Annotated in this window: 11 protein-coding genes, 1 tRNA gene and 1 pseudogene; 4 read left to right on the top strand and 9 right to left on the bottom strand. The window is 36.5% G+C overall.

Annotated elements, in window-relative coordinates; genetic code table 11:
* Nucleotides 1-44 precede the first annotated feature (44 nt).
* The 5 genes from lepB to A5866_RS03290 all read right to left on the bottom strand — a co-directional run bounded on the left by lepB (nt 45) and on the right by A5866_RS03290 (nt 4689).
* The gene (lepB, locus tag A5866_RS03270; RefSeq protein WP_086444397.1) at nt 45-590 is read right to left on the bottom strand and encodes a signal peptidase I; all 546 of its coding nucleotides are present in this window, start codon (nt 588-590) and stop codon (nt 45-47) included.
* 152 nt (nt 591-742) lie between these two features.
* A complete protein-coding gene (locus A5866_RS03275; RefSeq protein WP_086444396.1) occupies nt 743-1477 on the bottom strand; it encodes a LutC/YkgG family protein in 735 nt (244 codons plus the stop codon).
* Complete coding sequence (locus A5866_RS03280) at nt 1470-2942, bottom strand: LutB/LldF family L-lactate oxidation iron-sulfur protein (protein WP_086444395.1); 1473 nt, start codon at nt 2940-2942, stop codon at nt 1470-1472. The genes A5866_RS03275 and A5866_RS03280 overlap by 8 nt, the downstream gene beginning before the upstream one ends.
* 11 nt (nt 2943-2953) lie before the next feature.
* A complete protein-coding gene (locus tag A5866_RS03285; RefSeq protein ID WP_086444394.1) occupies nt 2954-3715 on the bottom strand; it encodes a (Fe-S)-binding protein in 762 nt (253 codons plus the stop codon).
* Nucleotides 3716-3951: 236 nt separating this feature from the next.
* Nucleotides 3952-4689 carry a cyclase family protein gene (locus A5866_RS03290; RefSeq protein ID WP_086444393.1) on the bottom strand — a complete coding sequence of 246 codons (738 nt, stop codon included), beginning with the start codon at nt 4687-4689 and terminating at the stop codon, nt 3952-3954.
* Nucleotides 4690-4824: 135 nt separating this feature from the next.
* Between A5866_RS03290 and A5866_RS03295 the strand changes: the two genes are divergently transcribed.
* The 3 genes from A5866_RS03295 to A5866_RS17045 all read left to right on the top strand — a co-directional run bounded on the left by A5866_RS03295 (nt 4825) and on the right by A5866_RS17045 (nt 6934).
* Nucleotides 4825-5163: a hypothetical protein gene (locus A5866_RS03295; RefSeq protein ID WP_086444392.1), complete on the top strand. Its 339-nt coding sequence runs from the start codon at nt 4825-4827 to the stop codon at nt 5161-5163.
* A 919-nt stretch (nt 5164-6082) separates the two neighbouring features.
* Nucleotides 6083-6373 carry a hypothetical protein gene (locus A5866_RS03300; protein ID WP_086279344.1) on the top strand — a complete coding sequence of 97 codons (291 nt, stop codon included), beginning with the start codon at nt 6083-6085 and terminating at the stop codon, nt 6371-6373.
* Between the two features lie 186 nt (nt 6374-6559).
* Entirely contained in the window at nt 6560-6934 is a 375-nt protein-coding gene (locus A5866_RS17045; RefSeq protein WP_422389670.1) for an ArsC/Spx/MgsR family protein, read from the top strand.
* Between the two features lie 825 nt (nt 6935-7759).
* Here A5866_RS17045 and A5866_RS03305 read toward each other — a convergent pair.
* Nucleotides 7760-7833, bottom strand: a tRNA-Ile gene (locus A5866_RS03305).
* Between the two features lie 108 nt (nt 7834-7941).
* Nucleotides 7942-8535 carry an SH3 domain-containing protein gene (locus A5866_RS03310; RefSeq protein WP_086444391.1) on the bottom strand — a complete coding sequence of 198 codons (594 nt, stop codon included), beginning with the start codon at nt 8533-8535 and terminating at the stop codon, nt 7942-7944.
* Nucleotides 8536-8673: 138 nt separating this feature from the next.
* Between A5866_RS03310 and A5866_RS03315 the strand changes: the two are divergent.
* Nucleotides 8674-9309 (top strand): annotated as a pseudogene (locus A5866_RS03315) (site-specific integrase); the annotation flags it as partial.
* Between the two features lie 148 nt (nt 9310-9457).
* Here A5866_RS03315 and A5866_RS03320 read toward each other — a convergent pair.
* A complete protein-coding gene (locus tag A5866_RS03320; protein ID WP_086279340.1) occupies nt 9458-10807 on the bottom strand; it encodes a glucose-6-phosphate isomerase in 1350 nt (449 codons plus the stop codon).
* A 208-nt stretch (nt 10808-11015) separates the two neighbouring features.
* Nucleotides 11016-12362 carry an NADP-specific glutamate dehydrogenase gene (gdhA, locus tag A5866_RS03325; RefSeq protein WP_086444389.1) on the bottom strand — a complete coding sequence of 449 codons (1347 nt, stop codon included), beginning with the start codon at nt 12360-12362 and terminating at the stop codon, nt 11016-11018.
* Nucleotides 12363-12416: the final 54 nt, after the last annotated feature.

Genomic DNA, 12416 nt, shown 5'->3' on the forward strand with positions numbered 1-12416 from the left:
CCTCTTAATTAAAAGAGAACTTTTTTATATTATATAACCAATACTTAGATGGTACCGAAACGATTTAATGGCCATAAGACGAATTTAACATCACCTGATATATCTTTTTTGTTGATAAATCCGATCATTCGTCCATCTTTTGAATTTCTGCGATTGTCTCCCATCACAAAATATTCCCCTTCAGGGACTTTTTTCTCACCAGTGACTTCACTTAAGGTAAAATCAAGCGTCAAGGGTGAGCCATCTGTTACTGCGCTTTTAAACTCATCCAAATAGGGTTCTTTTACTTCTTTGTCATTAATATACAGAACATCAGCTTTGTATTCCACGGTATCTCCTGGTAAGCCGATCACGCGTTTAATGTAACTTTTTTTCGGTTCATCTGGTGCTGGGAACGTCACAATATCAAAGCGTTTGATTTCCGTATTTTTTAATGCAATCACACGTTCACCATCTGCTAATGTTGGATCCATCGAATGCCCTTTGACCACAACTGGGGTAAAAACAAACTGCCTTAATAAAAATAGCAGCGCTGCTAGACCAAAAAAAAATAATATAGTATTTAATAACTCTTTAGATTTCAAATTCATTCCTCCAAAAACTTGCTTTCTATAGTTTACCACAGACCAAGAAATTTCTACAGATTTGTTTCCTTTTTGGGTAAATTTTTAGCATTTCTCTTAAGATTTCATGTATTCAATTATTTTGGGAATGAAGTTAAAAAGTTAAGACCATTTTAATCTTACATATCTTTTACAACGATATAACAAACAGCTAAAGGTCCATGTAATCCAACAACCAATTGCATTTCTATATCACCCGAATTGGAAGGTCCTGAAATAAAATGAATCGCTGACCCGACTTTCTCACCATTTTTCTGTTTTTCTCCATAGAACGCCGCAGCTTGAGTAGAGCGAGGTACAATTTTACTCATTGGGATAATTGAAATATAGTGTTGTGGCAAGAAATGGAATGAACGACCTTGACCTGCATTGGTTTCAACAACGATCGAGCCTGATTCAGCCAATAAAAATTCGGCAAAAGCTATTGCAATGTTAGCAGTTGCTACAGTTGCTATATTAGTCTCTCTATACTTTGGTCCAGGTTTCCAAAAAAGTAACAGTTCATCCTGCATTGCTTCTGATTCTTGATCTGGTGTAAACTGTTGCAAGCCAAATTCTGCAAATCGGTCATCAATCGGCAGCACTATTTTCCCGCCTCCAAATGATTCTACCATTTGATCGATCGTTTCTTTTAAGTTGGCTTTCGTGGTTTCAACAAGAGTGGTATTGATTTTCGCTACTCGTGCTTTAGCAATTTCTAACAATTCATCTTGAGTTTTATCTGCAAGCGTTGTTTCGGGCAAATCATTAATTGGCTTGAATGGATGCTCTAAAGTGTCTTGACGTTTTGTACCAAGTTTTTCCGTCAGCTTATTTAAAAAAGACTCTCTATTTTGTATATTGGCATTAGTCATTTTGTTCACCTGCTTTATGCTTTTTATACCAGCTTCTAAAATTTTCTGAACTTTTTGGCGGACGTGGTAAATCACGAACATCTGTCCAACCTTTCACAAGACCTGGTCCTTTTGCAACATAGCCACCGTACTGGAACATATTATCTACAGTAATTCCTTTTTTCTTACTTAATGGTGCTAATCCCATATGATCGACTTTCATGGCTGTTTTAAATAAGCTTGGCGTTGCTGTCGCTTTTCCTACAACCCGCATTTGAAAATCATCAAAGCCATGTTGCATCTTTAATTCATCGGTCATTACACGGCGATGCTCGATCAATAATTCATGTAATGGAATCTTCACTGGACAAGTATCCCTACACGCACCACAAAGACTAGAGGCATACGGTAACTCTCCAAATTGATTGTAGCCGCCTAACACTGGGGATAACACCGCGCCAATAGGGCCAGGATAAATTGATCCATAACCATGACCGCTAATATGGCGATATACTGGACAAACGTTTAAACAAGAACCGCAACGAATACACTGTAAAACAGGTTCAAAAGCTGTACCTAACGCATTAGAACGACCATTATCTAAAATCACAACATGAAACTCTTCAGGACCATCTGATTCATCTTTTTTTTTGATACCAGCAAAAGTGACATATGTTGTTAAACTTTGTCCAACAGCACTTCTAGCTAAGAGGTTATCTAGCACCTCAACCTCCCTCATGCTGGGTACGATTCGCTCCATCCCCATCAAGACGATTTGTGTTTTAGGGATACTTATTGTTAAATCAGCATTCCCCTCATTCGTATTCAGATTGATTAAGCCACTGTCAGCAATCGCAAAGTTACACCCTGTTATTCCTACTTCCGCTTCCAAGAAAAACTTACGCATAACCTCTCTAGCACATCGAGCTAAGTTAACTGGATCGTTATCCCCTTTATACCCTAATTTTTCTGCAAAAACTTGCCGAATTTGCTCGCGATTTTTATGAATGCTAGGGAAAACAATATGAGAAGGCTCATCCCAATCATCCATTTGCAAGATAAATTCCGCTAAATCTGTCTCCATAACACTGACACCATCTAGCTCTAACAACATAGGATCAATATCAACTTCTGTGGTTACCATTGATTTTGATTTCACTACTCTTTTTGCATTTTTCTCTAAAACCACTTGTTTTACATATTCCGTTGCTTCTTCCGCTGTCTGAGCAAAAAAGACTTTTCCACCTTGTTCAGCAACCATATCGCTAAACTGCTCTAGATAATCTGGTAAATACGAAATCGTATGCTGCCTGATTTGTTCTCCAAGTTCTCGCCAATGCTCCCAGTGACCGAGTTCTGCTCTTGCGCCTTCTCGTTTGATCCACTGATCATCTTGTGCTTTTGCTACAGCTTTTTGCATGAAAACATCGTTTTTGCTCTCTTCTAATCGTTGTTTGAAAGGCTTCGTACTAGTCGTTAATCCCACACTATTTCCCCCTAAATGACCGTCATTATTTTTGGTTGATCCATTCGTTTCTTATCCACCTGTTGATTTAAAACCTCTGCAATATGCATAATTTTGATTGGTTTACCGACTCGATTGAACTTCCCACCAATATTCATTAGGCAGCCCATATCTGCGCTAATTAAAATTTCAGCGCCAGTGTCGATCACATCATTCATTTTTTCTGTAACCATTTGTTCAGAGATTTCCGGCATTTTTACTGAAAAGGTACCGCCGAATCCACAACAATTTTCAATATGATTTAATGGAATCATCTCTAAGCCTGCTACATGGTCTAACAAGATAAATGGTGCTTCACGTTCCTTTAAAATTCTGGTCATGTGGCATGAACGGTGATAAGTTGCTTTGGCATTTAACGTTGCGCCAACATCAGTGACGCCTAAAACTTGGTATAGAAATTGGCTAAATTCAAATGATTTAGCCGCTAGAGCTTCCGCTTTGGGGCCATAAATAGGATCGTCTTTTAAAAAGTGGCGATACTCTCTTAGCATTCCCACACATGATCCAGCAGGTCCCACCACATACTCTGCATCCTCAAAACAATCGATTTGATTTTTCAGCGTGGCATAACTTTCCTCAACATAGCCACTATTATAAGTTGGCTGTCCACAACAAGTTTGCTTATCTGGGAACGTTGTTTCGCAACCTAACCGCTCCAAAACTTCTACCATCGCCTGTCCCACATTTGGAAATAGTAAATCAACAACACAAGTGGAAAAAATGCTTACTTTCAAAAAAAGCCCTCCTCGTAAGTTGTGCGAGCAGGACAAAGCAGTCATCTATATAGTCAAAAATAACGTTGGCATATACATTCGTTTTTACCTAGGTAAAAGTCGATCACTAGTCCAGTCATCATACAACTTATAATCAAAATCATTTTGTAACAATTATTATACAAGAATAATTTTATCAAGAATATGGCTATTTAGCAATCGATTTCAGTATGCTTTTTCGCATACTAACATTTCATTTAATCCGGTAATAGTGCAATTGAACGTACAGGGAAACCTGGAGCATTTAGTAGATTAGGAAAACTAGTTACAATCACACTCCCAACAGCAGGCACTTGATTTAGATTCCGCATCACTTCGACTTGATACTTGTTTTGCTTCAACCAATAATATTCACCTAGTAATCCCTGATTTTTTCTGAAATCAGCAGCACTATCCGTATCCAAAGTCTCATGCCCAATCGCCGCAACATTTCTTATCTCACTTAAATATTTCAACGCTGCTAGACTCCATCCTGGTGTATGAGCTGTCCCTTCTTTATCACAATTATAATAGGCTTCTGTAGATTTCCAGCGACTTGACCAACCACTTGCAAACGCAACAAAAGAGTCTTCTGGAATCGAACCAAATTCTGCTTCGAAATCAAGTATATCCTGAACCGTCAAACAATAATCATGGTCATTTTGAACAACGTCTTCTTTATGAATCACATACAATGGTAAAACTAATTCTTTTAATTTTATTTCATGTAAGTAACGTTTTCCTTCAGCAAAATGTATAGGCGCATCGATGTGTGTACTATATTGCGTTGGCAAGGTATATTCTTTAGCAAAAAAGCCATCTTTTTTAATTGTAAATAATGTTTTTTCTTGAGATCCGTTAAAAGCACCGAACCTAGGTATTGACTCATGTATCTCATGACTTAAATCAATCCACTTTTTCTTCTTTAAATAATTCATTGCGTCCAATGTATTCATCTCTATTCCCCCATTAATTCCCTATTTTTTATACTAATCAAACTTAATTACTAATATACAAGAAAAATAGATGACTGTATACGGATCTTTTGATAAACTGATGGAGTATAGGTTGAACAAAGGAGGGATAGCATTATGTTTATTTCATTCGGCATGTTTATTGGTTTAATTATAGTAACAATTATTATGATTGCATTAATTATTTATTTAACGTTTACAGGAGGTAATAAGCAACCGCGTCATAACAAGATACATCAAGCTGAAGAAGCTGCTAGAGAGCGATTAGCTCAAAACACCCCTACGCCTCCATCAGAGCAGCAATTTAGGCAAAATAATTCAGATTATCATAATAAATTCAGAACAGAGTCGGAAACAAAAAATCATTATGAGCAGAATTCACATTCTCAAGATATTATTGAAGAGGAAGATCCTTTACAGATTCTTCCTTATCCAAAAGATGATGATTTCAAATAAAAAAAGCGCAAAACTACAATTTAGTTTTGTGCTTTTTTTATTTTACAACTTTCATTGTCCTCTGAACTCAATAAAAAATACCGCTAGCAAGATTCTAGGTTCCTGCTAGCGGTACATAATTTATCATATTGATTACAGACGTGCATTCAATTCTTTCGCTAAATCTTCAAAGCCCGGTTTTCCAAGTAAAGCGAACATATTTTTCTTATAAGTTATTCTTTATTATAACTATCATAGTAGTCATGAATGGCTATTTATAGGCGTTTCCGTTATCTACTTTTATCATATAAATCTTTTTATTGGCACTTTTATCAAAATATGCCACCAAAATACCACCAAAAATTATCAATCATATATATTATATCTTGCTTTACTGAAGGTTAAATATCTCATGCTAGACAAACACGAACAAACGTTTGTATAATGTGTTTAGGTGATGATAATGAGATATGTAAAAACTGTACATTTAAAGGATCATATAAGACCAGCGCAATATTTTTACTCGTTGCATCTGGTCCCGTTCCGCAAAGTGTCATCCAAGCGGATTAATATCGAGGGTACTGTATACAATTTCTGGTCATTTCCCAAGATTAAAAAAAGAGATTACCTAATAGCATTTCCGCTGAAAAAAATTGATCATTTTATTGTTTTTGAATACGTAGACCCCTATCAATATCTAACTTTATCGAGTAAAAAAGTTTATCAGAAAACAGACTTTAAAATGCAAAAGAAGAAAGTTGAATATATCTACGATGATTGGGAGAGTGCGGAATCGTGAATTTAATCGATGAATATGAAGCTGGATTACTGACCTATCAAGAATTCCAGTCGTACATATAGAGCTGTGGACAACGGTTAATTAATGAGATCGGATTAGATAAGTTTGTTTTTTACTTAAACGATGAGGAGGGCGAATATTATGCAAAAGAATAGTTATGTAGGAGTAGTAGATAAGATCAGGGTTATAAAGTCGTTTCCCAATATGTTAGTACGTTTTACGCTACATGCTACCGCTGGTGACATTAACTGCCTAGTCAGCAAGAAAGAACTCGCTAACCTTATTCTTTTTCTTGAGGATGGTAAATTTGAACTTGCTACCTTTGGTCACTATAACAGTAGAAATCAACTTGTGATAGAAAAGTTTACCGTCAGAAATCCTGACAGTTTTGTTCGAGAATTTATATTAAAACCGATGAAGTCAATTGCTTAAGCCTACAACTCAACGAGTAGTAGGTTTTTATCATATTTTTAAGCCAACACGGCCGGACCAATAATGTAAATTTCACAATATTAAAGGGCATACATATAGACCAATTTATAAAAAAAAGCTATTTCTCTTGCAATTCTCCGAATTTAATAGTATTTTATTTTTAACTTAAAGAAAGGTTGTGTAATTATTTTAACCGTTTATTCTTCACAAAACTGCACTTCTTCTATCAAAACGAAAAGGTGGTTAGAAAAAAACAATGTTGACTTTATCGAAAAAAGTATTGCCCCTCAATCTATGAAATCAAAAGATATTAAGTTACTTTTGAGAATGATTGAAGATGGTCCCAGTGAACTTCTAAATATTTATTATAAAAACATTTACTGCGAATTCATAAATCATCTAAATATAAACGAACTTAAATTTTTTCTTAATGATAAACCATATGTTATACAGACACCTATTTTAGTGGATGAATTCCGAATTGTCACAGGTTATAATGAATTTGAGCTTTTGAGATTCTTACCCAAGAGGATTGAGAGATTTGACTTAGCTTCAATTTAATCATTTACGAAATTAACTTCTTTTACATACTCCGATAATATCTCGAAGGGATATACTTTAGAAACTTTAAAGTTTTCTTTGACTACAACTTTTATCTCTGTTCCTTTTCTATTCTATCATTTTTTGGAATCGTGGTAAGTATCCTTCCTTCGTTTGATATTGCTGAAATCAATTCTGTATCTGAGAATACTATTAAATAATTATCAGGTCCTTCATATTGAGTAGGATCATGTGAAAGCTCAGCCTTTATTCTAAAGTTTTTTTCTTTGTTAGATTTCATTACCCAACGCTAAAAAGAACAAAAACATTATAGAGATTGATATTAAGCACACTATAATAGCTCTCATCTTTATTTCGACCTCTCCTTTAAAATGAATTGGATTTTTTTAACGAAGATTAATTCCTATAGCCAACCGTTCATTTAAATATATATAGCTACATATAATTATTCAAATGAAAAGCTCAATAAAAAACACTGGAATGTGATCTTTGCGGGAATCACAACCAGGGCCTTTAACTACTTTAGGTATATAATATAACGAAAATCTTAATTCCAGTAAATTTATATGCTCAAAAAAACCGCCTCTTAAGAGACGGCAAACAATAAATAATTATTCTAGGGAATCTTCTGACTTACACTGAAAGAAGATACTCCTATAATAAGTTAGGCACACCTAAAAGTCAAGTGCTAAATAAAACCGCCCCGACGAAAGGGCGGCATTATGATTATGACGAACACATAGATAGGTGTGTCCATTTTTTAGTTTATAAATATTTGTCGGAATTGTCAAAAAGAACGAATGATACTTCTACTAGATATTAAAATGGACCTTGTAGGACTCGAACCTACGACCGGACGGTTATGAGCCGTCTGCTCTAACCAACTGAGCTAAAGGTCCTAAAAAATCCCACCTCGAAAGAGATGGGCAAGGAAATGATGTAAAAGTTATATGTCCTTATTAATAGAATATATTCGTTTACGACTGAATTCAAATGATATGCATTGTCTAATAAAAAAATCCAGTCCCCCAGGTCGTGTCCACGTGTCCATCATCTGGACCAACGGCAACGTATCGACGATTTCCACCGTAATCAATGTAGCTAATCCATGCATAACCATTGCCCAAGACGTAACCATCATACTCCATTGACTCAAACGGATCGTACCATGCTGATGCTGGACTCTCAACCGTGCTATCTGGTGACAATGGCAAACTTTGATCAGTCGTAAACGTCCCAACCATTGAAACTAAATTAGAATCTTGTGGTTTAGACGGTGCAGTAGGTTGACTGGGATTCCAAATTTCTACGATATCTCCATCATTAACATAACCTAATAACTTACCGCTATTTTCGACCTTGTAAAGATTTTTACGACCGTCTAGTTTTTGAGTGATAGTCCATTTTTGATCAGCATTGATATGCTTTTCTGTCGGATCATCAGGAGTATTGTAAATTGACGCAAAACGAATATGTTGACCAACTTTATATTTAGGTGTATTCGGCTTGTTAGGTTTAACGATTGTCTCTCTACCATCTTCAGGTAAACCGTTCATTAAAACTTGTGCTAAACGAGCTTTGCTTACTCCCCACTGTGCCAAATATCCATATCTGATTATAAGCTAAAGGATCACCAGGAGTACATCAATAATTTGTACGGTCTTGGATTGGCCACTACTACCATTAGATTAATAAACGGGACTTTGCATAATGCATTTAAAAAAGCCATCTCTTTGGGCATGATTGAAATTAACCCTTGTAACGGTGTTGAATTCAGGAAATCAATCACTTCTAAAGAAAAGGAGTTTCACTATTTCAATAAAGACCAAATCGAAACCTTTTTAGCATATGCCAAAGAGGAAAATGAATATATATATTATTACTTCTTTCTCACCGCCATCTATACTGGCATGCGTAAAGGAGAGTTAATGGCGTTGCAATGGAGTAATGTGGACTTCTTGAGGAATACGATTAAAATTGATCAGACACGCTTGTATCGCAAAGAAAAGCGCGGACAACTTGAACTGTCCACACCTAAGACTGAATCAGGATTCAGAACCCTTGTAATGTCAAAAACAGTGAAACAAGCATTGCTAGAATTAAAAAATAGGCAACAAAACTATCTCCCCTTCTACTCAGAAAGAAAATATCCTAACACAGATTTCGTGTTTTGTTTCAAAAATTTCAACCCGATAGCAGACAGAACGGTAAACGGTGCTTTTGAACGCATTAGTAAAAAAGCGAAGTTACCTAAAATCAAGGTTTATGATCTAAGGCACACGCATGCTGTCCTACTCCGTCAAGCCGGAGTTAGTCTAGAAGATATACAAGATATACTAGGACATAAAAATCCGACCGCTACCCTCATCTATGCTCACATAACAGAAGAAGTAAAGCAGAGCGCTATGGATAAATTAGATAGCCATATGGAAACCAAAACTAAATCGAATGCCACCAAAGCAATTTTAGCACATGCTTTAGTGGCATTCTTTTTACTATTACAAACACGATATAAACGTTGTTCTATAAGCGATCATTCAATTCTTTCGCTAAATCTTCAAAGCCCGGTTTTCCAAGTAAAGCGAACATATTTTTCTTGTATGCTTCAACGCCCTCTTGGTCAAATGGATTCACACCATTCAAGTAACCAGAAATACCGACCGCAATCTCAAAGAAATACATAACATAACCTAATGAGTAAGCATCCATTGCTGGAATCTTAACGATCATATTTGGCACACCGCCATCAGTATGAGCAAGTAAGGTTCCTTGGAAGGCTTTTGTATTGACGAAGTCGATTTCTTTGCCTTGTAGGTAGCCTAATCCGTCTAAGTCTTCAGCCAATTCAGGGATTGATACAGCATGACGTGGTGTTTCCACTTTTACAACTGTTTCAAATAAGTTGCGCATGCCATCCTGCACGTATTGTCCCATTGAGTGTAAGTCAGTTGAAAAATCAGCAGCAGCTGGGAAAATACCTTTTTGATCTTTTCCTTCTGATTCACCGAAAAGTTGTTTCCACCATTCAGAAAAATAATGCATCCCAGGTTCATAGTTGATCAACATTTCAGTTGTTTTACCTTTACGATATAAAATATTTCTTAACGCTGCATATTGGTAAGCTTGATTTTTGCTTAAATCAGTTGTAGAAGCATATTCCTTACGGGCGTCATTAGCACCTGTCATTAGGCCATCGATATCAGCACCGCTAACGGCAATTGGTAATAAACCTACTGGTGTCAACACAGTGAAACGACCACCAACATCGTCAGGAATCACAAATGTTTCCCAACCTTGCGCATCAGCCTCAACTTTAACAGCACCTTTGGCACGATCCGTTGTAGCATAAATCCGTTTGTTTGCTTCTTCTTTACCATATTTTTTCACTAATAATTCTTTAAATACTCTAAAAGCGATTGCTGGCTCTGTTGTTGTTCCAGATTTAGAAATCACATTAACAGAGAAATCACGGTCACCGATCACATTGATCAAATCAGCTAGATAAGTTGAGCTGATGCTATTTCCAGCAAAGAAAATTTGTGGCGTTTTTCTTTCATCTGCGGGTAGTAAATTATTAAATGAATGATGTAAAAATTCGATAGCTGCTCTTGCACCTAAGTAAGAACCACCAATACCGATCACAACTAAAACTTCTGAGTCAGATTGGATTTTTTCAGCCGCTTTTTTAATACGGGCAAATTCGTCTTTATCATAATTTTCTGGTAGGTCAATCCAGCCAGTAAAATCACTGCCAGCTCCAGTTCCTTCTCTTAATGCTTTGTCCACTGCAGTCACTTGTGTTTGCATGTATTCCAATTCATGATCAGCAACAAATGGTGTCAAATTGGAATAATCGAATTGAATGTGTGACATTCCTTCTCCTCCTTGAAATTAAACTTAATACAGTATCTACTTTACGTTCTTTTCACCCTTTTTTCAAGCAATTTATGAACGTCTGTACCAATTTTATTTTAAAACACTTAAAAAGGTAATTTTCTAATGCAAATTTTGAGTGGTTCTTCCAAAATGAAAGAATGACCGTGAGAAAAAATCACGGTCATTCTTTTTTAACCATCCTCTATTAAACTAAACCTTGACTAAGCATCGCTGTTGCAACTTTTTCAAATCCAGCAATATTCGCGCCCAGCACAAAATTATTAGCGGCATCATATTTATTGGCCGTATCACGACAAGTTTCATAAATATTTTTCATAATGTCGTCTAACATACCATCAACTTTTTCAAAAGACCAAGATAAACGTTCTGAATTTTGACTCATTTCTAATGCAGAAACGGCTACTCCGCCAGCATTAGCAGCTTTACCTGGGCAATATAGAACACCAGCGTTATCAAATACTTCAACAGCAGCTAGTGTACAAGGCATATTTGCTCCTTCTGCCACAACTTTGGCGCCGTTTTTCACTAAGAGTTCAGCTTGTTGATCATTGATTTCATTTTGAGTCGCACAAGGTAAAGCAATATCATAAGCGACTTCGAAATCCCAAACAGACTGACCATCATAGTAAGTAGCATCGCTGCGTGTCTCAACATATTTTGAAATTCGTTCACGATTTTTTTCTTTTAATTCTTTGACTAATTCAACATCAATACCAGCTGGATCATAGATAAAACCATTTGAATCAGAACACGTTAACACTGTTGCGCCTAATTCTTTCGCTTTTTCCATAGCATAGATTGATACATTACCGCTTCCTGAAACAACGACTTTTTTACCTGCAAACGAATCATCTGCATCAGCTAACAGGTGTTTTACAAAATAAACACAGCCATAACCTGTTGCTTCCGTTCTAGCCTGGCTTCCCCAGTACCCTAACGGTTTACCTGTTAAAACGCCTGCATCGTAATTTCTCAAGCGCTTGTACGTCCCAAATAAGTAACCGATCTCCCGTGCACCTACACCGATATCACCTGCTGGTACATCAGTGCTTGGTCCAATATGTTTTTGCAACTCTGTCATAAAGCTTTGGCAAAAACGCATGACCTCAGCATCTGATTTCCCTTTAGGATCAAAATCGCTACCGCCTTTGCCGCCACCGATCGGTAATCCAGTTAGGCTATTCTTGAAAATTTGTTCAAATGCTAAAAACTTCATCACACTTAAATTCACGCTAGGGTGAAAACGTAAGCCACCTTTATAAGGACCAATCGCTGAATTGTACTGTACTCGGTAACCACGGTTTACGCGCCAATTGCCTTGATCATCCTGCCACGGTACTCTGAATTGTAACATTCGTTCAGGCTCAATTAAAACCCCTAAAATGTTGGCTTCAATGAATGCTGGATTCTCTTTTAAGAATACCTCAACCGTTGGTAAAAATTCGTCTACTGCTTGCAAGTATTCCACTTGCCCTCGATCGTTTTCATGAATCTTCTTTTGAATCTCTTCCACGTACTGTTTTGCTTCCATTTAATCACCCTCTCATCGTTATAATCCTATTTTAACCTAAATTCTGAAAATTTC

Origin of the sequence: Enterococcus sp. 12C11_DIV0727, from assembly GCF_002148425.2 — a bacterium.
GTDB lineage: Bacteria > Bacillota > Bacilli > Lactobacillales > Enterococcaceae > Enterococcus_L > Enterococcus_L lemimoniae.